The following is a 25,107-nucleotide window of genomic DNA, read 5'->3' as shown; positions in this document are numbered from 1 at the left end:
CCTGGACCGTGCTCGGCCGATCAGGCCGGCGGACAGGTCCTCACGGACGATGTCCTCCGCACCTGCGGAGGACATCGTCGACGGCCGGACGCCTCCCGCGACTCGGGCGGGGACGGACTCAGGGACCGGTGAGCACCTCGGGCTCGGGGGTCATCGAGATGGTGGGGATCGAGGCGGTGATCACGGTGCCGTCGGAGCGGCGGGTGCCCTCGATGTCGGACGTGGTCGGCGCTCCGTGCAGGCGGCGGCCCTGGTGCGTGAGCGGGACGCGCACGGGGCTGCCGGCGGCGACGTGCACGCGCTCGTCGCGGACGGTGATCGCGGCGGAGTCGCCGGTCTCGACCGTCAGCAGGACCTCGGCCTGCGTCACCTCGACGCGCACGCGCGTGCCGTGGAGGGTGATGCGGAAGGCGAGGCGGCCCCAGTCGTCGGGCAGGCGCGGGTCGAGCGTGATCCGGCCGCCGTGGTCGCGCATCCCGCAGAAGCCGTAGACGAGGGCGCTCCAGACGCCGCCCGTCGAGGCGACGTGGATGCCGTCCGCGGTGTTGCGGTGCAGGTCGGCGAGGTCGACGAACAGCGCGGACAGGAAGTAGTGGCGGGCCAGGTCGCTGTAGCCGACCTCGGCGGCGATGATCGACTGCACGACGGCCGACAGGGTCGAGTCGCCGGTGGTCAGCGCGTCGTAGTACTCGAAGTCGGCGCGCTTCTGCTCGGCGGTGAACTCGTTGCCCTGCAGCAGCAGCGCGAGCACGACGTCGGCCTGCTTGAGCACCTGGAAGCGGTAGATCACCAGCGGGTGGAAGTGCAGCAGCAGCGGGCGCTTGCTCGCCGGGGTGTTCTCGAGGTCCCACAGCTCCTTCTCGAGGAAGGCCGCGTCCTGCGGGTGGATGCCCGCCCGCGCGTCGAAGGGGATGTGCATCTTCTCGGCGGCGCGCGCCCACTCGAGCACCTCGCCCTCGTCGAGAGCGAGGCGGTCGGCCATCCGCTCGTACGCGGCGGGCTCGACGGCCTTCAGCAGCTCGACGGCGCGGGCGGCCGAGCGGAGGTTCGCCCGGGCCATGACGTTCGTGTACAGGTTGTCGTTGACGACGGTCGTGTACTCGTCCGGCCCCGTCACTCCGTGGATGTGGAAGTGGTCGTCGCCGTTGCTGCGCCAGAAGCCCAGATCGGCCCACATCCGCGCGGTCTCGACGAGGATGTCGATCGCTCCGCGGGCGAGGAAGTCGTCGTCGCCCGTGGCACCCACGTACTGCATGAGCGCGTAGGAGATGTCGGCGTCGATGTGGTACTGAGCGGTGCCGGCGGCGTAGTACGCCGACGACTCCTGCCCGTTGATGGTGCGCCAGGGGAAGAGCGCGCCGCGCTGGTTGAGCTCGGAGGCGCGCGCCCGGGCGGCCTCGAGCATGTTCTGCCGGAAGCGCAGGGCGTTCCGGGCGACGAGGGGCGCCGTGTAGCTGAGGAACGGGAGGACGTAGACCTCGGTGTCCCAGAAGTAGTGGCCGCCGTAGCCGGAGCCCGAGACGCCCTTGGCCGCGACTCCGCCGCCGTCGGTGCGGGCGGTGGACTGGGCGAGCTGGAAGAGGTTCCAGCGGGTGGCCTGCTGGATCGCGGGCTGGCCGTCCAGCTGCACGTCGGAGCGGGTCCAGAAGTCGTCCAGCCACTCGCGCTGCTTGACGAACTGCTCCTCGACCGGCGTCTCGCGGGCGCGGTCGAGCGTGCGGTCGCAGCGGTCGGCGAGCTCGCGCACGGGCACGCCGCGGGAGGTGTGGTAGGTCAGCGTCTTGACCAGGCGGACCGGCCGGCCGGCCTTGGCCTTCACGCGGTAGACGTGCTTGGCGAGGTCGTCGTCGATCTGGGAGGTCTGGTCCCACTCGTTCTCGGTCTCGAGCTGGTGCTCGGCGCCGCAGGCGACGGTCATCTGGGAGTTGGTGGTCCGGTAGCCGAGGAGGTAGCGGGTGCCGCTGACGCGTTTGAGGCGCGGCTGGAGCACGCGGTCCTCGAACGACTCCGCCTTGCGCGGGTCGAAGCCGGCCCCCTCGCTGCCGGAGGGGGCGTGGTACTCGTCGACGCCGTCCTGGCGGTTGAGGATCTGGCTCGAGATCAGCACGGACGCGTCGTGGTCGAGCATCTCGACCTCGTAGTCGAGGATCGCGAGGTGCCGGTCGGTGAACGAGACCAGGCGGCGCGAGCGGATCAGGACGCGCTTGCCGGAGGGGGTGCGCCACTCCAGCTCGCGGGTGAGCACGCCGTTCGCGAAGTCGAGGCGGCGCGAGTAGGCGAGGACGTCGGCCTCGCTCAGCACGAAGGGCTCGTCGTCGACGTAGAGGCGGATGATCTTGGCGTCCGGCACGTTGACGATGGTCTGGCCGACGCGGGCGAAGCCGAACGCCTCCTCCGCGTGGCGGATGGGCCAGGTCTCGTGGAACCCGTTGATGAAGGTGCCGTAGGCGTAGCCGTCGCGCCCCTCCTCCACGTTGCCGCGGAGGCCGAGGTAGCCGTTGCCGGTGGCGAAGAGCGTCTCGGTGCGGCCCTGCAGCTCGGAGGCGAACTCGGTCTCGACGAGGGCCCACTCGTCGATCGGGAAGCGGTTCCGGTCGAGCGGGTCGGAGGTGATGGGGTTCATGCGGCGTCCTCGGGGGCGGGAGCGGTGGGGAGGAAGGGGAGCATCTCGGCCAGGTCGTCCACGACCAGGTCGGCGCCGTGCTCGAGCAGAGTGTCGGCCCCGACTCCGCGGTCGACGCCGACGACGAGGCCGAAGCCGCCCGCGCGGCCTGCCGCGACTCCGGAGTGCGCGTCCTCGAGGACGGCGCACTCGGCGGCCGGGAGGCCGAGGAGCTCGGCCGCGTAGAGGTAGGTGTCGGGCGCGGGCTTGCCGGCGATCGAGCGCTCGGCGGCGAGGAGCCCGTCCACGACGACCTCGAAGCGGTCGCGGAGGCCGGCCGCCTCGAGCACCGGCACGCCGTTGCGGGAGGAGGTGACGACGGCGACCTGCACGCCCGCGGCGATCGCGGCGTCGACGAAGCGGAGCGAGCCCGGGTAGGGAGCGACGCCGGTCTCGGCGAGGGTGCGGTTGAAGGCGTCGTTCTTGCGGTTGCCGAGCCCGCAGACGGTCTCGAGCGACGGGTCGTCCTCGGGCGCGCCCTCGGGGAGGGTGATGCCGCGCGAGGCGAGGAGCGCCCGGACGCCGTCGTACCGCGGGCGTCCGTCGATGTACCGGAAGTAGTCGGCGTCGGTGTAGCCCTCGGCGATCCCGCGCGAGGAGAGGTACTCCGTGAACAGCCGCGACCAGGCCTGCATGTGGACGTCGGCGGTCGGCGTGAGCACGCCGTCGAGGTCGAACAGGAGCGCGCGGACGCCGCGGAGGGCGGAGGCGTCGGGGCGCGTCGGGGATGCAGTCACGGCGGGGAGGACCTCTGATCGGGGGCAGGCGTTCGGCGGTTCCGCCGATGACGGTCGTCCGCCGCGGACTGCAGGTATCGTATACGCCCCCCGGCCGCCGTGTGGAACCGTTTACACGTCCGTCATCTGCGCGCCGCCGGGGGCGTCGATCCGCTCGGGGGCGAGGCGGTGCCGCCCGAGGGGGAGCATCAGCGGGGTGCCCGAGGTCGGGTCGGTGATGATGCGGCTGTCGAGGCCGAACACGGCGAGCACCGTCTCCTCGGTGAGCACCGCGGCCGGGGTGCCGGAGGCGTGCACCGCGCCGTGCGCGATGGCCACGAGGTGGTCGGCGTAGCGGGCGGCCATGTTGAGGTCGTGCAGCACCATCACCACCGTCGTCCCGCGGGTGCGGTTGAGGTCGACGAGCAGGTCGAGCACCTCGATCTGGTGGCTGACGTCGAGGAAGGTGGTCGGCTCGTCCAGCAGCAGCACGTCGGTCTCCTGCGCGAGGGCCATCGCGATCCAGACGCGCTGGCGCTGCCCGCCGCTGAGCTCGTCGACGGAGCGGTCGGCCAGGGCGGCGGTGTCGGTCGCGTCGAGCGCGGTCGCGACGGCCTCGTCGTCGTGGGCGCTCCAGCGGCTCAGCATCCCCTGGTGCGGATGGCGGCCGCGGCCGACGAGATCCGCGACGGTGATGCCCTCCGGGGCGATCGGCGACTGCGGGAGGAGGCCCAGCGTGCGGGCGAGCTGCTTCGCCGGCGTCCGGTGCACGGCCCTGCCGTCGAGCAGCACGGCGCCGGAGCGGGGCGCGAGCAGGCGCGACATCGAGCGCAGGAGCGTCGACTTGCCGCAGGCGTTCGCTCCGACGATCGCGGTGATGCGGCCGGGCGGGACGACGAGGTCGAGGCCGTCGACGACGGTCCGGTCGCCGTAGCCGAGGGTGACCCCCTCGGCCGTCAGGGTGTGCGCGGTGGTCACAGTGAGCCTCCCGCTCTGTTGCTGCGGACGATGAGGTAGACGAGGTACGGCGCCCCGAGGACGCCGGTGACCACTCCGACCGGGTAGCGCAGGCCCAGCCCGAACTGCCCGACGAAGTCGGCGACGAGCACGAGCAGCGCGCCGACGAGGGCCGAGGGGATGAGGAGCGACGCGCCGGGCCCGATCAGGCGGGCGGCGATCGGGCCGGAGAGGAAGGCCACGAACGCGATCGGGCCGGCGGCGGCGGTCGCGAAGGCGATCAGCCCGACCGCGGCGACGATCACGACGAGGCGGGTGGCGTTCACGCGGATGCCGAGCGCGGAGGCGGTGTCGTCGCCGAGCTGCGTGGCGGAGAGGTCGCGCGAGCGCGAGAGCAGGACGGGGGTGAGGACGACGACCGCGGCGAGGACCGGCACGACCTCGCTCCAGCTCGCGCCGTTGAGGCTCCCGGTGAGCCAGCGGGACGCCTCCTGCAGGTCCCACGCGGCGGCCTGCGAGAGCACGTAGGCGGTGAGGGAGTCGAGCATCGCGGCGACCCCGATGCCGATCAGGATCAGCCGGGTGCCGGCGACTCCGCTGCGGTAGGACAGGGCGTAGACGAGCAGGGCGACCACGAGTCCCGCGACGATCGCGAGGGCCGAGACCTGCGCGGCCCCGAGCGAGAGCGTCACGATGGCGAAGGCCGCGGCGGCGCTCGCCCCGGCGCTGATCCCGATGATGTCGGGGCTGGCGAGCGGGTTGCGGAGCATGGTCTGGAAGCTCACTCCGCCGAGCCCGAAGCACAGGCCCACCAGCAGGGCGAGGACGGCGCGCGGGAGGCGGAGGCGCCCGACGGTGAAGCTCGCCCCGGGGACCTGCTCGCCGAGGATCACGCGCAGCACCTCGTCGGGCGAGTAGACGGTCTGCCCGACCAGCAGCGAGACGGCGAAGACGGCGACGATCAGGGCGGCGAGGACGGCGACGACGACCCGGCGGCGGGCCCCGCGGCGGCGGCGGCCAGCGGCGACGGCGAGGGCTGTGGCGGAGGGCGCCTCGAGCAGCGCGGTCACAGCTCGCGCACCTTCTGGCGGCGGACGATCGCGATGAACACCGGAGCGCCGACCAGCGCGGTGACGATGCCCACGTCGATCTCGCTCGGGCGCGCGACGACGCGGCCGACGATGTCCGCGGCGATCAGGAGCACGGCGCCGGTCACCGCCGAGAACGGCAGCAGCCAGCGGTGGTCGACGCCGACGATCAGGCGGCAGGCGTGCGGGACGACCAGGCCCACGAAGCCGATGGGCCCGGTGACCGCGGTCGTCGCTCCGCAGAGCACGACCGCGCCCAGGGCTGCCCCGCCGCGCGCGAGGGCGACCCGCTCCCCCAGGCCCGCGGCGAGCTCGTCGCCGAGCGCGAGGGTGTTGAGGCTCTTGGCCGAGAGCACGCAGAGCACGAGGCCGGCCAGGAGGAAGGGGAGCACCTGCGCGATGCTCGCGGACGTGGCGCCGCCCACTCCGCCGATCTGCCAGGAGCGGATGCCGCCCGCGATGTCGGCGCGCGGCAGGACGATCGCGCTGATGACCGAGACCAGCGCGGCCGAGGTGGCGGCCCCGGCCAGGGCGAGTTTGAGCGGAGTCGCGCCGCCGCGCCCGAGCGACCCGACCGTGTAGACGAAGACCGCGGCGACCGCGGCCCCGCCGATCGCGACCCAGACGTAGGCGGCGGAGCTCGTCAGTCCGAAGAAGACGATGCCCGTCACGACCGCGAGCGAGGCTCCGGTGTTCACCCCGAGGATGCCGGGGTCGGCCAGCGGATTGCGGGTCACCCCCTGCATCAGCACGCCGGCCACGCCGAGGGCCGCGCCCGCGATCGCGGCGAGCACGGTGCGCGGGATGCGCTTGGCGACCGCGGCCTGCGCGAATCCGTCCGTGGACCCGCCGAACGCGGCGACGACGTCGCTCCACGCCACCTCCCGCGACCCCACCAGCACCGACACCACGGCGGCGGCGAGCAGCACGGCCACGGCCGCGAGCAGCCAGAGGGCGCGCAGCCGCCTCGGGCGGCGCACGGCGGCGACGCCAGAGGCGGCGGGAGGAGCGGCGAGGGTCACGCGGGTCGGATCCCGGCTCAGGCGGCCGGAGTGCTCTGCGCGGCCTTGGCGGCGGCCTCGTCGAGCAGGTCCAGGTAGTCGTCGAGGACCCACGAGATCGAGAGCGGCGTCGGGTTGGCGGCGGTGCCGAGCGGGGTGGAGGGCAGGCGCACGATGGCGTCGTCGGCGACCGCGGGGATCTGCGAGAGCAGCGGGTCGGCCTTGAGGGTGCTCACGAGCTCGTCGTCGCCGTAGGTGACGATCACGTCGACGTCGCTGAACGCGTCGGCCTGCTCGGCGCTCTGCGTGAGCGAGAACTTGTCGGTCGCGGCGGAGGCGGTCGCGATGCTGCCCGGGGTGGCCATGCCGAGGTCCTCGAAGAACGCGGGGCGGGTGTCGTGCGAGGTGTAGAAGCTGACCTGGCTGAGGTCGGTCGGGTCGACGTGGGTGAGGAACATCGCCGAGGTGCCGGCCAGCTGCGGGTGCGCGGCGACCTTCTCCTCGATCTCGCCCTCGAGCTCGGTGATCAGGGCGGCGCCCTCGTCGGCCCTGCCCATCGCCTCGCTGTTCAGCGTGATCATGTCGCGCCAGGAGGTGCCCCAGGCGGTCTCGGGGTAGGCGACGACGGGGGCGATCTCGCTCAGGGTGTCGTAGTCCTCCTGCGTGAGGCCGGAGTAGGCGGCGAGGATGACGTCCGGGTCGGTGTCCGAGACGGCCTCGAAGTCGATGCCGTCGGTCTCGTCGAAGAGGACGGGGGTCTCGGCGCCGAGCTCGTCGAGCTTCTCGCTCACCCAGGGGAGGAGCCCGTCGCCGTCGTCGTCGCCGAAGTTGGCGGCGGCCATGCCCACTGGGACGACACCCAGCGCGAGCGGGACCTCGTGGTTGGCCCAGTTGACGGTCGCCACGCGCTCGGGCGCCGACTCGATGGTGGTGGTGCCGAGAGCGTGCTCGATCGTGATCGGCGTGAAGTCGCTGTCGGCGACGGCGTCGTCTCCGGCGGCCGAGCCGCTGCAGCCGGCGAGGCCGATCGTCAGCGCGGTGGCGGCGAGCAGGGCGAGGGGCGTGGTGGCGCGGGGCATGGGTCCCTTTCGAGAGGCTGTGCGGGAGGCGGCGCAGGGTCCGAGTGGACCGGCACTAAGGACAGCCTAACCAAAGAATGTGCGTGCTCTCAGCCCCGATTCCTCGCCTCCCGAGGTCGCAGGCGCCCCGAGGTGCCGCTCGCAGAGCCCGGAGACGGCCCTGCCACGGCCGCGGACGTCACGCCGTCGCGAGCCTCTCGACGGTGCGCAGGTTCCGGGTCGTGGTGCTCGAGCGGCAGGCGGAACGGGCGAGGATCCTCGCGACCGGAGTGTCCGTCGAGGAGCCGCGCGGGCAGCGCCAGTAGAGGACACCGGCGCCCCGGGCGACGAGCTCGACCGCCGGATCCGGCTCGCCGATCGCGGCCTGCGCGGCGTCGAGCGCCTCCTCGTCCGAGCCGAAGACGACGTACGGATGCGCCTCCTCGTCGATCCGCGGGAACGGGTAGGCGGCGAGCACCGCGGCGAGCGCCTCCTGCGTCACGAGCACGATCCAGGCGTCGTAGCCGAACCGCTCGGCGAGCGCCGCCTCGAGCGCGTGCTTCAGCTCGGCGGCCGGGCGGTCGGAGTCGAAGGCCGCGTTGCCGCTCGCGAGGACCGTCCGCACCCGGTCCACGCCGATCCCGGCGACCGTCTCGGCGAGCTCGGCGCTGCGGACGGTGCGGCCGTTGACGTTCACTCCGCGGAGGAGGGCGAGGAACCGGGTCATGCGGCCGACGGTAGCGTGACGGCATGGCGCGCGGAAGCGGACGACGACGACCCCGGCGGACCCTCGAGGAGGAGATCCTGCGGGCGAGCGAGCGCGGACCCGGGGCGAGGACGCGGGCGGAGACCGTCCCTCCCTCCGGACGCCGGCTGGTAGCGCCGCCCGCCTCGGGCACCCTGCTCCACGTCGACGTGGACGCGCTGGTGGCGCTCGCCGCGCGGGAGGACCTGCTGATCGCGCTGGAGCGGCGGATCGGCGAGCACGCGGTGGCCGCGACTCCGGTGCTCTCGTGGTGGTCGGCGACTCCGTCGGTCCCGGGCGAGGAGGAGGAGCGTCGGCTCGACGCGCTCGTGCTGCGGACGGTGGAACTCGGGGCGGGGCCGGCCGAGGACGTGGACTCGCGGCTGCGGGAGCTGGCGCACGAGGGCGGTCTGGACGAGCTGGGCTCCGCTCTGGCGCTGCTCGCGCGGGTCCCGGATCCGCCGGCGGCGTTCCAGGATCCGGACGGGTTCCTGCGCGTGACGGTCCCGGAGTCGCCGTTCGAGCGGCGGCTCGAGGTCCTCGCGGAGGCGCAGGGCCGGGCGAGCGAGCTGCTGGTGCTGCTGCGCGACTGCGCGTTCACCGCGACCCTGCCGCGGCGGCGCTCGGCGATCGCAGCGATGAGCGGGCGGATCCGGGCGGCCGCGGACCCGGGGCGCCTCGACTCCCGGCGGCTGGACGAGCTCGCGCAGGCGGTGGACGCGGCGCTCGAGAAGCGGTGGACCGTGCTCTGACGGCGGTCCGCGTTACGGGCGCGCCCGTCGCGGTGACCGTTCGCGCACCGGTTCAGCCCCCGCGCACCCCGGGTGAATAGGCTGGACGGATGCCTCTCACCGGTCTCGACCTCCGCCGCTTCCCCGCCGCCCTGAACGACGAGGGCGGTCCCGACGCCGCCACCGCCGCGTGGGCCACCGCGATCAACGCGGGCTTCCACGAGAAGGAGTTCACGCCGGAGAAGCTGCGCGACTGGGCCGAGCACATGGTCGCCGACCAGCGCGTGCTCACCGCGGTCGTCGACTCCTCCGCCCCCGAGGGGCTCGACGGCGCGGGCGTGCCGGTCGGCACCTACGCGGCGTTCCCCGGGGCCCTGCAGGTCGGCGGCGGACGCGAGCTGCCGGCGCACCTGGTGTCGCAGGTGACCGTGCGGCCCACGCACCGGCGCCGCGGCATCCTGCGCGCGATGATCACCGAGGACCTGCGCCTGGCGAAGGAGGCCGGCACCCCGGTCGCCGCGCTCACGGCGAGCGAGGCCTCCATCTACCGCCGGTTCGGCTTCGGCCGCTCGGCCTTCACCCGCTCGATCCGCGTCGACACCGGACCGCGCTTCGGCCTGCAGACCGAGCCCGCCGGTCGCGTCGAGGTGGTCGCGACGAGCTGGCTGCAGCCGCGCATCCCCGCGGTGTTCGCCGCGTTCCAGGCGTCGACCCCCGGCTCGCTCACCCGGCAGTCGCGCTACGAGGCGAACTCCGTCGGCACCGCGTCCGGCGAGACCACGCCCGGCCTCGACGTCCGCTCGGCCGTCCACCTCGACGAGGAGGGGACGCTCGACGGCTTCGTGACCTACCGCGCGGTCGGGCCCGAGGACGACAAGACCCTCGAGATCGTCGACCTCGTCGCCCCCGGCGCCGACGCCTACCTCGCGCTCTGGGGCTACCTCGGCGCGGTCGACCTCGCCTCCGCGGTGACCTGGGACATGGCGCCGGTGGACGATCCGCTGACCTGGGCGCTCCGCGACGCGCGCGTGGTGCAGGTGAGCCACGTGGGCGACCTGATCTGGCTGCGGATCCTCGACGTCGCCGCCGCGTTCTCGGCCCGGCCGTGGACCGCTGACGGCTCGGTCGTGGTCGAGGTGGCCGACGGGCTCGGGCTCGCCGACGGCCGCTACCGCCTCACCGCCTCGGGCGGCTCCGCCACCGTGGAGCGCACCGGGGACGAGGCCGAGCTCGCGCTGGACGTGGCCGACCTGGGCTCGCTGCTGCTGGGCTCGGTGCGGCCGTCGATCCTGGCGAAGGCCGGGCTGGCGCGCGTGACGGGCGAGGCGGGGCGGATGGACCGCCTGTTCGCGCCGATCGCGACGCCGTACTGCATCTCGTTCTTCTAAGAGGCACCGCCCGCTCGGCTGCAGCGCCCGGCCGGCGGCAGCGCGCTGCCGGCGGTGTCCGGCTCCCGCGCCGCCGCCGCCGTCCCGCGCACCTCAGCCGCCGCGGACTGCCAGCCGCCTCCGGGCGTCCGCGCATCCCGCGTCGGTCATGCTGGAGGACCCGTCCCCGACACCGGCAGGAGTTCCGCGTGGGTGCATCCGTGATCGTCGACGTCCTCGTCGTGCTGAGCCTCATCGGCGCGCTCGTCGACGGCCTGCGGCGCGGCCTGCTCCGGACCCTCGGCGGTCTCGCCGGGATCGTCGCGGGCGCGATCGGCGCCTCGTTCGCCGTGCCCGCCGTCTCGTCGTGGGCGGCCGGCAGCGAGTGGCGCCTGCTCGCCGTGATCGGCACCGCCGTGCTGCTGCTGGGCGTCGGCTACGCGATCGGAGCGACGCTCGGCGCGGTCATCGGCCGGGGAGCCGACCGGGTGAAGCTCGGCCTGCTCGACCGGCTCGCGGGCGGCGTCGCCGGCGTCGCGATCTCCGGCCTGGTCTGGATCGCCGTCACCTCGGCCGTCTCCCTCCTCGGCGTCCCCCTCGTCACGACCTCGGTCGCCGGCTCGACGGTCATCCGCACGATCGACGACCTCACCCCCTCCCCCGTCCGCGCCTTCCTCGCCCAGCTGCAGTCGACCGTGGTCGACGAGGGCACGTCCTGGGTCGTCGAGGCGCTCGACGCTCCGACCCGGGCGCCCGCGATCCCGGACGTCTCCACCGACGACCCGGAGGTCGCCGCCGCCACCCGCTCGGTCGTGCGCGTCTCCGGCACGGCCTGGGCCTGCGACGTCGGAGTGACGGGCAGCGGCTTCGTCGTCTCGGACGACCGCGTCATCACCAACGCGCACGTGGTCGGCGGAGTCTCGCAGCCGGTCGTCGAGGCGCCGGGCGAGGCCCCGCGCACCGGCCGCGTCGTCTACCTCGACCCCGCCGCCGACCTCGCCGTGATCGCCGTCGACGGGCTCGACGCCTCTCCGCTCCCGCTCGACGACGCCGTCGCCGCCGGGGACGACGCCGTGGTCGCGGGCTACCCCTTCGGCGGCCCGCTGACCCTCGGCTCGGCCGAGATCTCCTCCGACGCCACGGTCTCGCTGATGGTCGACGGAGCACCGACCTCACGGGAGGTGCTGACCCTCGCCGCCGTCGTCAACCAGGGCAACTCGGGCGGCCCGCTGCTCTCTCTCGAGGGCACCGTGTCGGGCGTCGTCTTCGGCAAGGCCGCCTCCGTCGACAACGTCGGCTACGCCATCCCGCTCTCGGTTCTCACTCCCGTGGTCGAGCAGGCCGCCTCGCTGACGGACGCCGTCGATCCGGGGGCCTGCCGCTCGAAGTGAGCGGTCACGGCAGCGGTCCGTCGACCAGCACGAGGGTGAGGTCGTCGAGCCGCACCGTCTCGGGCCGCGCCGACTCGAGGTAGACGGACACGCGCGGATCGACGGGGAAGCGCGCCGACCGCTCGATCGCGATGGCGACGATCCCGGCGGACGACGGATCGGTCGTCACCCGGTCGCCGATGTAGGGCACGTAGACGCCCGAGGACATGCCCTGCGCGAGGACCAGGCCGCCGTCGAGGCCGCGCTCGCGCAGCACGTCGGCCACCCGCGCGATCCCGGTCGGCCGCTCCTGGGCGATCCCCGCCGAGGTGGCGATCGCGATCACGAGGGAGGCGGCCACCAGCACCGCGCCGACGCCGCGGGCGAGGGGTGCGGTCAGCACGATCCCGCCGCGCAGCGCCTCCGCGATGCCGATGCCCGCCAGCGCGCAGAGGAGCCACGCCCACGCCGCGTAGTAATGCGGCAGCGCGACCGAGCTGATCGCCAGGTGGAACACGAGGAGGAGCAGCGTCGCGGCGCCCAGGTAGAGCACCAGCGCGCGGCGCCGCGGAGCGAGCAGTGCCAGCAGGGCCCCGAGGAGCAGCACGGCGAGCGCCGCCGGCCCGATGCCGACGAGCATGAACCAGAGGTTCGCCCACCACGGAGGGAAGACGTACGCGGTCCCGGCGACCTCGATCAGGTGGCCGTCGGCGTTGTGCTCGGACTGGAACTCGAGCAGGTACCGGATCGCCTCGACCGGGTGCACCGGCAGGTAGGCGAGCACCCCGGTGACGACGAACGCGACGGAGAGGGCGGGCCGCCCCGCAGAGCCCGGGCCCTGCTCCCCGACCACAGCAGCGGCAGCAGGAGCACGGGCGCGAGGACCGCGGTGGTCAGCTTCGAGGTGACCGACAGCGCCAGCAGCGCACCGGCCAGCGCGATCAGCCAGCCGCTCCGCCTGCCCGGGGAGGCGCGCGACCAGGTCCACGCCGCCGCCATCGCCGCGACGGCGAAGAGCACCATGAACGGCTCCAGGAGCGCGAGGCGGTCGATCCGGGTGCCGGCGCCCACGGCGGTGCGCGGGAGGAGGAGGAACAGGCCGGCCGGGACGAGCGCGAGGGTCGGGCCGAGCTCGCGCCGGAACCAGAGCCAGAGCACCAGCCCGGTGAGGAACGCGGCCGCGCCGGCGGCGATCCTGCCCGCGAGCAGCCCTTCGCCGAGCAGCACCTGCGCGAGCCCGATCAGGTACTTCGCCGTCGGCGGATGCTCGAGGTTCGCGCTCACGTCGCCGTGCAGGTAGTCCCACCCCGCGGCGAGGTACACGGGCTCGTCCGACGAGATGTTCGCCGCTCCGAGGTTCCCGAAGCACTGGTAGAGCCCCCACAGCACGGTCCCGATCAGAGCCGCCCGCTTCACCCGCCCGATCCTAGGCGCCGCTGCCCGCACCGCTCCACCGGAGGGCCCGGGCCCCGGCGACCGCGGCGGGTAGGATCGACGCGCATCCCGTCCCCCTCCCCTGGAGCCTCCAGCACATGGCAGACAGCCGCACCGCCGTTCCCGACACCACTGCGAACGCGGAGGCGACGCCCGAGCGGGAGCAGCCCTACGCGGCCCTCGGACTCAAGCCCGACGAGTACGCGAGCATCCGCGAGATCCTCGGCCGCCGCCCCACGAGCGGCGAGCTCGCGATGTACTCGGTGATGTGGAGCGAGCACTGCTCCTACAAGTCGTCGAAGATGTACCTCCGCCAGTTCGGGCAGAAGGTCTCCCCCGCCATGAAGAAGAACCTCATGGTCGGCATGGGCGAGAACGCCGGAGTGGTCGACGTCGGCGAGGGCTGGGCCGTCACCTTCAAGATCGAGAGCCACAACCACCCGAGCTACATCGAGCCCTTCCAGGGTGCGGCGACGGGGGTCGGCGGCATCGTCCGCGACATCATCTCGATGGGCGCCCGGCCGGTCGCGGTCATGGACGCGCTGCGCTTCGGGGCCATCGACGACCCCGACACCGCGCGCGTGGTGCACGGCGTCGTGGCCGGCATCTCCTTCTACGGCAACTGCCTCGGCCTGCCGAACATCGGCGGCGAGACCTACTTCGACTCCGTCTACCAGGGCAACCCGCTCGTCAACGCGCTGGCCGTCGGCGTCCTCCGCCACGAGGATCTGCACCTCGCGAACGCCCGCGGTGTCGGCAACAAGGTCGTGCTCTTCGGGGCGCGCACCGGAGGCGACGGCATCGGCGGCGCGTCGATCCTCGCCTCCGACACCTTCGCCGACGGCGGACCGACCAAGCGCCCCGCGGTGCAGGTCGGCGACCCGTTCGCCGAGAAGGTGCTCATCGAGTGCTGCCTCGAGCTGTTCCGCAAGGACCTCGTCGAGGGCATCCAGGACCTGGGCGCCGCGGGCATCTCGTGCGCCACCTCGGAGCTGGCCTCCAACGGCGACGGCGGCATGTTCATCGAGCTCGACTCGGTGCTGCTGCGCGACCCCTCGCTCACGGCGGAGGAGATCCTCATGTCGGAGTCGCAGGAGCGGATGATGGCCGTCGTCACGCCCGAGAAGCTCGACGCGTTCCTCGAGGTCGTCGGCAAGTGGGACGTCGAGACCAGCGTGCTCGGCGAGGTCACCGACTCCGGCCGCCTCATCATCAACTGGCACGGCGAGGAGATCGTCAACGTCGACCCGCGCACCGTCGCGGTCGACGGCCCGGTCTACGAGCGCCCGATCGAGTACCCCTCCTGGCTCGACGCGCTGCAGGCCGACTCCTCCTCCCGCCTGCCCCGCTCGACCGGCGGCGACGCGCTGCGCGCCGAGACCCTGGCGCTGCTGGGCTCGGCGAACCTCGCCGACAAGAGCTGGATCACCTCGCAGTACGACCGCTACGTGCTCGGCAACACCGCGCTCAGCTACCCCGACGACGGCGGCATGGTCCGCGTCGACGAGGAGTCGGGCCTCGGCTTCGCGGTCGCGACCGACGCGAACGGGCGCTGGTGCCAGCTCGACCCGGCACAGGGCGCCCGCCTGGCGCTGGCCGAGGCGTTCCGCAACGTCGCCGTCACCGGAGCGACCCCGGTCGCCGTCTCGGACTGCCTCAACTTCGGCAGCCCCGAGAACCCCGAGGTGATGTGGCAGTTCCGCGAGGCCGTGGGCGCGCTCGCCGACGCCTGCCTCGAGCTCGAGATCCCCGTCACCGGCGGCAACGTCTCGTTCTACAACCAGACCGGCGACGTGCCGATCTTCCCGACCCCCGTCGTCGGCGTCCTCGGCGTGATCGACGACGTCGCGCGCCGCATCCCCTCCGGCTGGCAGGACGAGGGCGACAACCTCTACCTCCTCGGCACCACCCGCGACGAGCTCGACGGCTCCGCGTGGGCCGGCACGATCCACGACCACCTCGGCGGGCTGCCCCCGCAGCTCGACCTGGCCGCCGAGCGCGCGCTGGCCGAGCTGATCTCGGCGGGCGCGAAGGAGTCGCTCATCGCCTCCGCCCACGACCTCGCCGACGGCGGGCTCGTGGTGGCGCTGGCCGAGTCGGCGCTGCGCTTCGGCGTCGGGGCGCGCATCTGGCTCGACGAGCTGATGGAGCGCGACGGCGTCGACGCGACGGCCGCGCTGTTCTCGGAGTCGACCGGCCGCGTGCTCGTGTCGGTGCCGCGCGAGGACGACGTGAAGTTCCGCGGGCTCTGCGAGGGCCGGGGCTACCCGGTGCTGCGCATCGGCGTGACCGACGCGGCGACCCCCGCGGTCGAGGTGCAGGGCCTCTTCACGCTGCCGCTGGACGAGCTGCGCTCGGTGAACGGCGCCGTGCTGCCGCGCCACTTCGGCTGAGCCTCCGGGCGATCCGAGTCCGCAGGAGTCGCGGTGGTCGAGCTGGACCACCGCGACTTCTGCGGTACCGGCTCCGCTCCGGAGTTCCGTGATTACGGAATGTTTGCAATAGTGGAGGCATGACCTCCTCCCGAGACCTCGCCGGCGAGGTCGACGAGCTCCGAGCGCGGCTGGACCGCCTCGAGCGCGCCGACACCCCCGCCGCGCCCGCCGCCGACGATCCGCTCTGGGCCCTGACCGCTCTCCGCGAGCGCCTGCCCTCTCCCGGCGGAGTCGTCTTCGCCGGCTCGGTCGCCACTCCGGCCGGCCCCGTCGAGTGGCAGTACGGCCTCAGCACCGACGCGTTCTTCGAGCGCGACTGGGGAGCGAGCCCCGGGCCGACCGCGCTCGCCGCGCTGGGCAGCCCCGTGCGTCTGCGGTTCCTGCAGGCGGTGGCCGGCGGAGTCGAGACCGTCGCGCAGCTCGCCGAGAGCGAGGGCGCGGGCACCACCGGGCAGATCTACCACCACGTCAACCAGCTGGTCGCCGCCGGTTGGCTGGAGGCGCGCGGCCGCGGCCGCTACGGCGTCCCGCCGGAGCGCTTCGTCCCCCTGCTCGTGATCCTGCTCGCCTCCGGAGGACCCCGATGACCCGCCGCCGCCTCGCCCTCGCCGCCGCCTCCGCCGCGGCCGTCGTCCTGCTCGGCGGAGTGCTGCTCCGTCCCTCCGCTCCGACCCTCTCGACCGAGGCGACCGGCGACGCCGAGATCGCCGGGTGGCTCCGGACCGACGTCGGAGACGGCGCGCGGAACCACCTCGTCGCCGCCGTGATCACGCCCGACGGCGTGCGCTACGGCGGACTCGGAGCCGACGAGCGGACCGAGGTCGAGATCGGATCGGTCACGAAGACGATGACCGCGCTCCTCCTCGCCCGGAGCGCCTCCGAGGGGACGGTCGGGCTCGAGGACCCCGCCGCGGAGCACGCCGACGTCGGCGGCTTCACCGGGACGCTCGAGGAGCTGGCGACCCACCGCTCCAGCCTGCCGCGCCTCCCCACCGGTGTCGGCGACCTCGCCTCGACGCTCGTCGCCCAGCTGCGCGGCACGGACCCCTACGCGGGCTGGTCGGCCGACGACGTCCTCCGGCAGGCCGCCGAGGCGGACCAGGGCGAGCACGTGCACGCCTACTCGAACCTCGGTGCGGCGGTGCTGGGCCAGACGCTCGCCCGCGCCGAGGGCCGCGACTACGCCGACCTCCTCCGCGAGCGCGTCCTCGATCCGCTCGGGATGACCGCGACCTCCGTCCCGGAGACCGCGGACGCCCTCCCCGCCGACGCGCCGACCGGCTTCTCGGCGAGCGGGCGGTCCGTCGACGCGTGGACGATGGCGGGCTACGCGCCGGCGGGCGGCGTCCGCTCCACGGCGGCGGACATGGCCCGCTACGCGCAGGCCCTCCTCACCGACGACCCCGCGCTGGGGGTGCCCGCGGCGAGCGTCCTGGATCCGCGGTTCGATGCCGACGGGGCGCGGATCGGCCTCGGCTGGTTCACCTCGGAGTCGGAGGACGGCGGATCCGTCACCTGGCACAACGGAGGGACCTCCGGCTACTCGACGATGCTCGCGATGGACCGGGAGCGCGGCGTTGCCGTGTTCGTCAACGGGGACACGGCGAGCTCGGTCGACGAGCTCGGCCTGCGCCTGCTGGAGCGCGCCGGGGAGGAGTCGTGATGATCGCCTCGATCCTCGTCCTGCTCGTCGTCGCGTTCACCGTCGGCCGCTTCGCCCTGGGGAGCGTCCCCCGGCGCCGGGCGGCCGGGCTCCTCGACCGCGACCGCGTCCGGACGCTCGCCCGCGGCGTCGAGGCCGTCGCCGTGCTGCTGCTCGGGCGGGCGCTCGTCGACTGGTCGGCGCTGACGCTGCTCCCCTGGGCCGCGCTGGTGGCTCTCACCGCGGCCGGGGCGGCCGGCGCCGTGCTGCGCTGGGGCGGGCTGCCGTGGTTCGAGGATCCGGCGCGCCGCCGCTCGCGGACGACCGGGCTCGCGGCGACCGTCGCCGTATCGGCGGTCCTGATCGGCGTCCTGGGCTGAGTGCCGCGCACGTGCCGTCGGATCCGCGCCTTCCGCGGTGGTCGCGTGCTGCTGCGAGGCGGGAGGAGTGGCGGCGGGCGCGGGCGGGAGCGGCGTCAGCCGGTCTGCGCGGGGAGGTCGTCGGGCTCGGCGTTGTCGAGGACGCGGCCGTTCTGGTCGCCGACGCTCAGGACTGTCGTCGGGCGGAGGTTGAGGGTGTCGCCGCCGTAGAGGCTGTCGATGTCGACGCCGTCGCGGCGCACCGAGTTCAGCGCGGAGAGGTAGTCGGAGCTGATGCAGAACCGGTCCGCGATCCGCTCGCTGATGTCGCCCGCTGCCACCAGATAGGAGGCCGGGGCGCCGTCGGAGGCGGTGCTCGCCGTCCCGGTCGCGCCGACGCGGGTGCCGCGGTCGCGCACGCGCTCGAGGTCGACGCCGTCGAGCGTCCCCTCGTCGAGCGCCTGGACGACGCACTCGCCCGAGACGTCCTCGACGGGTGCGGGAGTGGTCGAGACGCTCGGCACCGGCCGCGGCGTGGACTCGGCTCCGGCGGCGGGCGGCGCGGTCGAGGCGGTCGGCTCGGCGGGTGCGGCGGCGGGGCTCGTCGCCTCCGCCGTGCAGCCGGCGAGCAGGACCACGGCGGAGAGGGCGATCACGAGGCGCTGCGTCGTCCGGACCATTCCGCGACTCTAACCCGGCACCCGGGCGGCCGGGCGCCACCGCGCCCAGCGGGCTGCGGGCGATCCGGTCGAGGCCGCTGGACCCGGCCGACGCGCAGGCCCGACCGAGGCGGGGCTCGGGCGGCCCCTGGACGGCGCGCCCCCGATTGACCTCCCCCGTCGATCGCACCCATGCCGAGCACCTGTTGGACACGCGGCCCGAACCGGAGTCGACTGGGACCATGCAGTACACGCACCTCGGCCGCACCGGCCTGTCCGTCTCCCGCACCGTCCTCGGCACCATGAACTTCGGCATGCAGACCGAGGAGAACGACTCGTTCGCGATCATGGACCGCGCGCACGAGCTCGGCGTCAACTTCTTCGACACCGCCAACGTGTACGGAGGCGAGGCCGGCCGCGGCGCCACCGAGGAGATCGTGGGCCGCTGGTTCGCACAGGGCGGCGAGCGCCGCGAGCGCACCGTCCTCGCGACCAAGGTCTTCGGCGACATGGGCGAGTTCGCCGCTCCCGGAGCCGAGCGCGGCCGCGACTCCTGGCCCAACGGCGGCCGCCTCTCGGCGCTCACCCTGCGCCGCGCGCTCGACGAGAGCCTCCGCCGCCTGCAGACGGACCACATCGACCTCTACCAGTTCCACCACGTCGACCGGACGACGCCCTGGGACGAGATCTGGCAGGCGATGGAGGTCGCCGTCCAGCAGGGCAAGGTCCTCTACGTCGGCTCCAGCAACTTCGCCGGCTGGCACCTCGCCCAGGCGCAGGAGGCGGCGCGCGCCCGCCACTTCACCGGCCTCGCCTCCGAGCAGTCGATCTACAACCTGCTCGTCCGCGACGTCGAGCGCGAGGTCCTGCCCGCCGCGCTGCACTACGGGCTCGGCGTCATCCCCTGGTCGCCGCTGCAGGGCGGACTGCTGGGCGGCGTGCTCGAGAAGACCGCGGAGGGCGGGCGCCGCTCCTCCGAGCGCACCCTCGCCGCGATCGAGGAGCACCGCCCCGCCCTGGAGCAGTGGGAGGCGTTCGCCCGCGAGCGCGGCGAGGCGCCCGGCGAGCTGGCGCTGGCGTGGCTCCTCCACCAGCCCGCCGTCACCGGTCCGATCACCGGGCCGCGGACGCTCGAGCAGCTCGAGAGCGCCGTCGCCGCCGTCGACATCACCCTCGACTCGGAGGCCCTCGCGCGCCTCGACGAGATCTTCCCCGGCCACCGGACCGCCCCCGAGGACTACGCCTGGTGACCACCCACCCCACTGCGAAGGAGCATTCATGAAGCAGCGCACTCTCGGCGATATCCAGGTCGGCGCGATCGGACTCGGCGGCATGCCGATGTCGATCGAGGGCCGCCCGGACCGCGAGCGCTCGATCGCCACGATCCACGCCGCCCTCGACGCCGGCGTGACCCTGATCGACACGGCCGACGCCTACCACCTCGCCACCCAGGACGACCTCGGCCACAACGAGCTGCTGATCGCGGAGGCGCTGCGCAGCTACGGCGGCGACACCTCCGCCGTGCTCGTCGCCACCAAGGGCGGCCACCTGCGCCGCGAGCCCGGCCCCTGGGATCAGGACGGCCGCCCCGAGTACCTCAAGGAGGCGGCTCGCGCGTCCGCGAAGCGCCTCGGCGTCGACGCGATCGGCCTCTACCAGTACCACCGGCCCGACCCGGCGGTCCCCTACGCCGACTCGATCGGAGCGCTGGCCGAGCTGCTCGACGAGGGCGTCGTCCTCCGCGCGGGCATCTCGAACGCCGACCCGGACCAGATCCGCGAGGCGCACGGCATCCTCGGCGAGCGCCTGGTCTCGGTGCAGAACCAGTTCTCGCCGTCGTTCCGCTCCAGCGAGCCGGAGCTCGAGCTCTGCGCCGAGCTGGGACTTGCGTTCCTGCCGTGGAGCCCGCTCGGCGGCATCTCCTCGGCGGGCGAGCTCGGCTCGCGCTACTCCGCGTTCGCGGCGGTCGCCGAGGCCCGCGGCGTGACGCCGCAGGTCGTCTGCCTCGCCTGGGAGCTGGCGAAGGCCCCGGTCGTGCTGCCGATCCCGGGCGCCTCCCGCCCCGAGAGCATCCGCGACTCCGCGACGGCGGCCGACCTGGAGCTCACGGCCGAGGAGCTGGCGTCGCTCGACTGAGCCCGTTCAGGACGGAGGAGGGATCCGGTCGAGGCACCGGTCCGACGCGGATCGCGGGATCTCGGCGCTGATCCCTCCTCCGTTGCGAGCACGATCCGGCTCAGACCGCGTCCTGCAGCGGCTGCGGGAGGGCCGAGACGAACGCGCGGGCCGCGGCGCTCGGCCGCTCCGGCACCGCCACCATCGTCCGCCACACCAGGAGCGGATCGGCGAGGGCCACCGCCCGCAGCCCGGCCGGGCGCTTCTCGGCGAAGTGCGCCGGCACGACCGCGATCCCCATGCCGTACTCGACCAGGTCGAGCAGCGTGTGCACGTCGTTCACCTCGAGCTCGACCTCGAACGCGAGGCCGTGCGCCGCGAACGCCCGCGCCGCGAGGTGACTCGCCGCCCAGTGCTCCTGCAGCCCCACGATCGTCTCGCCCGCCAGGTCCGGGATGCGGCAGCCGACGCGGCTCGCGAGCGGGTGACCCGGGCGCACGAGCACCGTGAAGCCCTCGCTCGCCAGCGGCATCGTCCGCACGCCGCCCGGCACGGCTCCGATGTCGGCGACCAGCGCCAGGTCGAGGCGGCCGGCGGCGACGGAGTCGAGCAGCGTGCCGGACCCCTCGTGGATCAGCCTGAGCGCGACTCCCGGGTGCTGCTCGCGGAAGGTCGCGAGCTCGCGCGGCAGGTGCACGCCGCCGAGGCACTCCTCCGTGCCGACCGCGAGGCTCCCGCGGAGCACCCCCTGCACGGCGAGAACCGCGTCGCGGGCGGCGAGCGCGCTGGCGACCGAGCGCTCCGACTCCGCGAGCATCGCCCGGCCGGCCGGCGTCAGCTCGACCCGGCGCGTGCTGCGGGTGAAGAGGGGGCTGCCCAGCTCGCTCTCGAGCGCACGGATCGACGCCGAGAGGCCCGACTGCGAGATCTGCAGGGCGCTCGCGGCGCGGGTGAAGTGCTGCTCCTTCGCGACGGCGAGGAAGTGTTCGAGCTGTCGCAGTTCCATGGGTCCATCCTCGTCGCGCGGGCGGAGGAGCGGGGACCGGACCCGGCACTCCCCAGCGGCCGCTCGGCCTCCCAGTGCGGAGCCGGCCGTCTGGTACGGCGGCGGCCGTCGCGAGGGCCGGCCCGGCTCAGGCGTCGGCGGACGAGATCGCGAGGACGATCGCCGTCAGCGTCGCCCGCAGGCGCTCGAGCGACGCGGGCTCCGACTCGTCCTCGAGGATCGACTGCTTCACCGCGTCGTCGTAGCCCGCCACCAGCAGGCGCACGGCGGTCGTCGGCTCGAGGGAGAACTCGCGGCGCACCTGGCGCAGCGCCCCGTGCACGATCTGCACGAGCGAGGCGTCGAAGCCGGCGCGGAAGTCGCGGTACTGCGGAGCGATCCGCGGGTCGCGGAGCGCGAGCAGCTCGAACTCCGACTCGACCACGCACCAGCGGCGGTTGTCGGTGGCAGGTCCCTGGAGGAAGTCGAGGATGACCACGGCCAGCGTCTCGGCCGTCAGCGGCTCGTCGGCCGAGACGACGCGCGGGATCGTGCGGTCCATCTGCTCGACGAGGGCGGTCACCCGGGCGCCGTTCTCCCGCTCCATGAGCGCGAAGAACAGCTCCTCCTTGGTGGAGAAGTTGGAGTAGAAGGCGCCGCGCGAGAACCCGGCGCGCTCGCAGATCTGCTCGACGGACGCGCTGTGCACGCCGGTCTCGGCGAAGACGTCGTAGGCCGCGTCGAGCAGGCGCTCGCGGGTGCGGCCGCGGCGGGAGGTCTCGGGAGGGGTGGAGTCGATCGCCGTCATCACCAGCCTCCTGCCCGCCCTGTCAACACCTTCGACACCGTTCACCCTATCCGATACATTCACGTATCGAATACGGTCCTGTATCGGATACGCTCGTGTATCGGAGCCCGGCTCCGCCCTGGTACAGAGACGTATCGCCATCCTCCCCACCCATCGTCAGGAGACCGCGTGTCGTCGCTGCTCTACCGTCTCGGTCGTCGCGTGTACCGCGCCCACCGCCTCGTCGCCGTCCTGTGGCTGCTGATCGTGGTGGCGGGCGGAGGAGGAGCGCTGCTGCTCAACCAGGGCACCGACAACACGTTCTCCATCCCGGGCACGCAGTCGCAGACCGCCCTCGACCAGCTCGAGCGCACCTTCCCCCAGGTCAGCGGCACGTCCGCGCGGTACGTGGTCGTCGCGCCCGACGGGGGCAGCGTCCAGGACGCCGACGTGAAGGGCCCCGTCAGCGACGCGGTCGCCGCGCTCGGCGACGTCGACGAGGTCGCGGCCGTCACGGACCCCTACTCCGACAGCGTGTCCGGCACGATCTCCGACGCCGGGAACGCCCTCGTCATCACCGCGCAGATGGACGGCTCCGCCACCACCACGAGCCCCGAGAGCCGCGACGCGCTGAAGGCCGAGGCGACGACCCTCCAGGACGCGCTGCCCGCCGGCTCCGTGGTCTCGCTCGGCGGCGACCTCTTCGCCCAGAACCTCCCCGGCGTGACCATCACGGAGGCGATCGGCCTCGTGGTCGCCCTCGTCGTCCTCGTGCTCACCTTCGGCTCGTTCCTGGCCGCCGGCATGCCGCTGGTCACCGCACTGCTCGGCGTCGCCCTCTCGATGTCGGCCATCTTCATCGCCACCCGCTTCGCCTCGATCTCCTCGACCACGCCGCTCCTGGCGCTGATGCTGGGCCTGGCGGTCGGCATCGACTACGCCCTCTTCATCATCAGCCGCCACCAGGACCAGCTGAAGCAGGGCATGGACCCGGAGGAGTCGACCGCGCGGGCGACCGCGACCGCGGGCTCCGCCGTCGTCTTCGCGGGCCTGACCGTGATCATCGCGCTCGTCGGCCTCTCGGTCGCGGGCATCCCGTTCCTCACCACGATGGGCGTCGCGGCGGCGGGCGGAGTCGCGATCGCCGTGGTCATCGCGCTCACCCTGACCCCCGCCCTCCTCGGCTTCGCCGGCGCGCGGCTGCGCCCGAAGGAGCGCCGCGCGAAGAAGAAGGCGGCGAAGGCCGCCGCCGCCGCGGGCACCCACGTCGACACCGAGGCGCACGAGGAGGCGGCGACCGCCTCCCCCGGCGGCCACGTGCACGCCGAGGTCCCGCGCGGGTTCTTCCGCGGCTGGGTCCGGGTCGTCACGCGCTTCCCGATCGTGACGATCATCGCGGTGATCGGCGTGCTCGGCGTCGCGAGCATCCCGGCGCTCAGCCTCCGCCTCGCCCTGCCGGACGCCGGCTACCAGGCCGAGGGCACTCCCGCGCGCACCACCTACGACCTGCTCGCCGAGAACTTCGGCGCCGGCTACAACGGCCCGCTCATCGTCACCGGCACGATCATCGGCTCGACCGATCCGCTCGGCCTGATGGACGACCTCAAGGGCGAGATCGAGAAGCTCGACGGAGTCGCCTCGGTGCCGCTCGCGACGCCCAACGAGACCGCCGACACCGGCATCATCCAGGTCATTCCCGAGGGCGGCCCCGACTCCGAGGCCACCAAGGCGCTGGTCGCCGAGATCCGCGACAAGCACGACTACTTCCAGCAGGAGTACGGCGTCGACCTCGCAGTGACCGGCCAGACCGCGGTCGGGATCGACATCTCGGACACTCTCGCCAAGGCCCTGCTGCCGTTCGGCCTGCTCGTCGTGGGCCTGTCGCTGGTGCTGCTGACGATGGTGTTCCGCTCGCTCTGGGTGCCGATCAAGGCGACGCTGGGCTACCTGCTGTCGGTCGGTGCGTCCTTCGGCGCCGTGGCGGCGGTGTTCGAATGGGGATGGTTCTCGGACGCTCTGCACGTCGACAAGACGGGCCCGATCATCAGCTTCATGCCGATCATCCTGATGGGCGTGCTCTTCGGCCTCGCGATGGACTACGAGGTGTTCCTGGTCTCGCGGATGCGCGAGGACTACGTGCACGGGAGGCCGGCGCGCGCCGCCGTCGAGTCGGGCTTCGTCGGCTCGGCCAAGGTGGTCACGGCCGCCGCGGTCATCATGTTCTCGGTCTTCGCCGCCTTCGTGCCGGAGGGGGACACCAACATCAAGCCGATCGCGCTCGGGCTCGCCGTGGGCGTCTTCGTCGACGCGTTCATCGTGCGGATGACGCTGGTGCCCGCCGTGCTGCACCTGCTCGGCGACCGCGCCTGGCACATGCCGCGCTGGCTCGACCGCATCCTCCCGTCCTTCGACGTCGAGGGCGAGGGCCTCACGAAGGAGCTCGCGCTGGCCGACTGGCCGGAGCCCGGATCCACGGACGTGATCGCGGCCGAGGACCTCCGCCTCGACGGACCCGACGGTCCCGTCTACAGCGGCGTCTCGCTGCGGGTCGCTCCCGGCTCCTCCCTCGTGGTCCACGGGCCGCACCGCTCCGGCCGCACCGCGCTGCTGCTGAGCATCGCCGGCCGGCTCGCTCCCGACTCCGGGCGCCTGAAGGTCGCGGGCCTGGTCGTGCCGATCCGCTCCGCCGCCGTGCGCGGCCGGGTCGGGCTGGTGCGCCTCGCCGGAGCCGCCGACCCCGTCGCCGACGTCCGGTCGGCCCTGGAGTCGGCCCCGCCGATCCTGGTGCTCGACGACCTCGACACGGTCACCGACCCGCAGCTGCGCGGCGCGATCCGGGCCGAGCTCGACGCCGCCCGCGCCGCCGACGACGCGTTCACCGTGGTCGCCTCCTCCGTCGACGCCGAGGCGCTCGACGACCTCCTCCCCTCCGACCGCGGCGTGCTCGCGGTCTCGCCCGCGGCCGAGCGCCGCGCGATCGCAAAGGTCCTCTGACA

At 73.7% G+C, this 25,107-nt stretch carries 22 protein-coding genes; 10 read left to right on the top strand and 12 right to left on the bottom strand.

Annotated features, from left to right (window positions below; all coding sequences use genetic code 11):
- Positions 1-118: 118 nt before the first annotated feature.
- The 7 genes from GSU40_RS00935 to GSU40_RS00905 all read right to left on the bottom strand — a co-directional run bounded on the left by GSU40_RS00935 (position 119) and on the right by GSU40_RS00905 (position 8,209).
- Positions 119-2,623, bottom strand: coding sequence for a glycosyl hydrolase family 65 protein (locus tag GSU40_RS00935; RefSeq protein ID WP_160033143.1), 2,505 nt, complete (start codon positions 2,621-2,623; stop codon positions 119-121).
- A complete protein-coding gene (locus GSU40_RS00930) occupies positions 2,620-3,399 on the bottom strand; it encodes a beta-phosphoglucomutase family hydrolase (protein ID WP_160033141.1) in 780 nt (259 codons plus the stop codon). The genes GSU40_RS00935 and GSU40_RS00930 overlap by 4 nt, the downstream gene beginning before the upstream one ends.
- Positions 3,400-3,510: 111 nt before the next feature.
- A complete protein-coding gene (locus tag GSU40_RS00925; RefSeq protein ID WP_104222740.1) occupies positions 3,511-4,356 on the bottom strand; it encodes an ABC transporter ATP-binding protein in 846 nt (281 codons plus the stop codon).
- Positions 4,353-5,405, bottom strand: coding sequence for an iron ABC transporter permease (locus GSU40_RS00920; protein WP_208543342.1), 1,053 nt, complete (start codon positions 5,403-5,405; stop codon positions 4,353-4,355). Before GSU40_RS00920 ends, GSU40_RS00925 begins: the two co-directional genes overlap by 4 nt.
- Entirely contained in the window at positions 5,402-6,445 is a 1,044-nt protein-coding gene (locus GSU40_RS00915; protein ID WP_160033139.1) for an iron ABC transporter permease, read from the bottom strand. The genes GSU40_RS00920 and GSU40_RS00915 overlap by 4 nt, the downstream gene beginning before the upstream one ends.
- A gap of 17 nt (positions 6,446-6,462) precedes the next feature.
- Positions 6,463-7,503, bottom strand: coding sequence for an iron-siderophore ABC transporter substrate-binding protein (locus GSU40_RS00910; RefSeq protein WP_160033137.1), 1,041 nt, complete (start codon positions 7,501-7,503; stop codon positions 6,463-6,465).
- A 178-nt stretch (positions 7,504-7,681) separates the two neighbouring features.
- A complete protein-coding gene (locus tag GSU40_RS00905) occupies positions 7,682-8,209 on the bottom strand; it encodes a DUF1697 domain-containing protein (protein ID WP_160033134.1) in 528 nt (175 codons plus the stop codon).
- A gap of 23 nt (positions 8,210-8,232) precedes the next feature.
- Between GSU40_RS00905 and GSU40_RS00900 the strand changes: the two genes are divergently transcribed.
- From GSU40_RS00900 to GSU40_RS00890, 3 genes are all read left to right on the top strand, one after another.
- Positions 8,233-8,979: a DUF2254 family protein gene (locus tag GSU40_RS00900; protein WP_160033131.1), complete on the top strand. Its 747-nt coding sequence runs from the start codon at positions 8,233-8,235 to the stop codon at positions 8,977-8,979.
- Positions 8,980-9,068: 89 nt separating this feature from the next.
- Entirely contained in the window at positions 9,069-10,346 is a 1,278-nt protein-coding gene (locus tag GSU40_RS00895) for a GNAT family N-acetyltransferase (protein ID WP_104222746.1), read from the top strand.
- A gap of 188 nt (positions 10,347-10,534) precedes the next feature.
- Positions 10,535-11,716, top strand: coding sequence for a MarP family serine protease (locus GSU40_RS00890; RefSeq protein ID WP_244229542.1), 1,182 nt, complete (start codon positions 10,535-10,537; stop codon positions 11,714-11,716).
- Positions 11,717-11,720: 4 nt separating this feature from the next.
- Here the strand turns inward: GSU40_RS00890 and GSU40_RS00885 are convergent, their stop codons facing one another.
- Together GSU40_RS00885 and GSU40_RS00880 are read right to left on the bottom strand one after the other, a co-directional pair.
- Positions 11,721-12,479 carry a hypothetical protein gene (locus tag GSU40_RS00885; RefSeq protein ID WP_160033129.1) on the bottom strand — a complete coding sequence of 253 codons (759 nt, stop codon included), beginning with the start codon at positions 12,477-12,479 and terminating at the stop codon, positions 11,721-11,723.
- Positions 12,392-13,111, bottom strand: coding sequence for a glycosyltransferase family 39 protein (locus tag GSU40_RS00880; protein ID WP_160033127.1), 720 nt, complete (start codon positions 13,109-13,111; stop codon positions 12,392-12,394). Before GSU40_RS00880 ends, GSU40_RS00885 begins: the two co-directional genes overlap by 88 nt.
- A gap of 116 nt (positions 13,112-13,227) precedes the next feature.
- On the opposite strand from GSU40_RS00880, the gene purL reads away from it, so the two are divergent.
- From purL to GSU40_RS00860, 4 genes are all read left to right on the top strand, one after another.
- Positions 13,228-15,522 (top strand): phosphoribosylformylglycinamidine synthase subunit PurL, encoded by a 2,295-nt coding sequence (gene purL / locus GSU40_RS00875; RefSeq protein WP_104234263.1) that lies wholly within the window; start codon positions 13,228-13,230, stop codon positions 15,520-15,522.
- Between the two features lie 119 nt (positions 15,523-15,641).
- The gene (locus GSU40_RS00870; protein ID WP_160033125.1) at positions 15,642-16,151 is read left to right on the top strand and encodes a winged helix-turn-helix domain-containing protein; all 510 of its coding nucleotides are present in this window, start codon (positions 15,642-15,644) and stop codon (positions 16,149-16,151) included.
- The gene (locus tag GSU40_RS00865) at positions 16,148-17,227 is read left to right on the top strand and encodes a serine hydrolase domain-containing protein (RefSeq protein WP_160033123.1); all 1,080 of its coding nucleotides are present in this window, start codon (positions 16,148-16,150) and stop codon (positions 17,225-17,227) included. Before GSU40_RS00870 ends, GSU40_RS00865 begins: the two co-directional genes overlap by 4 nt.
- Positions 17,227-17,586: a hypothetical protein gene (locus GSU40_RS00860; protein ID WP_104225688.1), complete on the top strand. Its 360-nt coding sequence runs from the start codon at positions 17,227-17,229 to the stop codon at positions 17,584-17,586. Before GSU40_RS00865 ends, GSU40_RS00860 begins: the two co-directional genes overlap by 1 nt.
- A 95-nt stretch (positions 17,587-17,681) precedes the next feature.
- On the opposite strand, the gene GSU40_RS00855 is transcribed toward GSU40_RS00860, so the two are convergent.
- The gene (locus GSU40_RS00855) at positions 17,682-18,245 is read right to left on the bottom strand and encodes a hypothetical protein (protein ID WP_160033121.1); all 564 of its coding nucleotides are present in this window, start codon (positions 18,243-18,245) and stop codon (positions 17,682-17,684) included.
- Positions 18,246-18,466: 221 nt separating this feature from the next.
- On the opposite strand from GSU40_RS00855, the gene GSU40_RS00850 reads away from it, so the two are divergent.
- Together GSU40_RS00850 and GSU40_RS00845 are read left to right on the top strand one after the other, a co-directional pair.
- Entirely contained in the window at positions 18,467-19,474 is a 1,008-nt protein-coding gene (locus tag GSU40_RS00850) for an aldo/keto reductase (protein WP_104262635.1), read from the top strand.
- 28 nt (positions 19,475-19,502) lie between these two features.
- Entirely contained in the window at positions 19,503-20,360 is an 858-nt protein-coding gene (locus tag GSU40_RS00845) for an aldo/keto reductase (protein ID WP_160033119.1), read from the top strand.
- A gap of 100 nt (positions 20,361-20,460) precedes the next feature.
- Here GSU40_RS00845 and GSU40_RS00840 read toward each other — a convergent pair whose 3' ends face one another.
- Together GSU40_RS00840 and GSU40_RS00835 are read right to left on the bottom strand one after the other, a co-directional pair.
- The gene (locus GSU40_RS00840; protein WP_160033117.1) at positions 20,461-21,345 is read right to left on the bottom strand and encodes a LysR family transcriptional regulator; all 885 of its coding nucleotides are present in this window, start codon (positions 21,343-21,345) and stop codon (positions 20,461-20,463) included.
- Between the two features lie 127 nt (positions 21,346-21,472).
- The gene (locus tag GSU40_RS00835; protein WP_104292731.1) at positions 21,473-22,132 is read right to left on the bottom strand and encodes a TetR/AcrR family transcriptional regulator; all 660 of its coding nucleotides are present in this window, start codon (positions 22,130-22,132) and stop codon (positions 21,473-21,475) included.
- Between the two features lie 168 nt (positions 22,133-22,300).
- On the opposite strand from GSU40_RS00835, the gene GSU40_RS00830 reads away from it, so the two are divergent.
- On the top strand, positions 22,301-25,105 hold the full coding sequence (locus GSU40_RS00830; protein WP_104250664.1) for an MMPL family transporter: 2,805 nt from the start codon (positions 22,301-22,303) through the stop codon (positions 25,103-25,105).
- Positions 25,106-25,107: the final 2 nt, after the last annotated feature.

Source organism: Rathayibacter sp. VKM Ac-2805, from assembly GCF_009834265.1.
Lineage (GTDB): Bacteria > Actinomycetota > Actinomycetes > Actinomycetales > Microbacteriaceae > Rathayibacter.
This window is presented reverse-complemented; position numbering and strand designations above follow the sequence as displayed.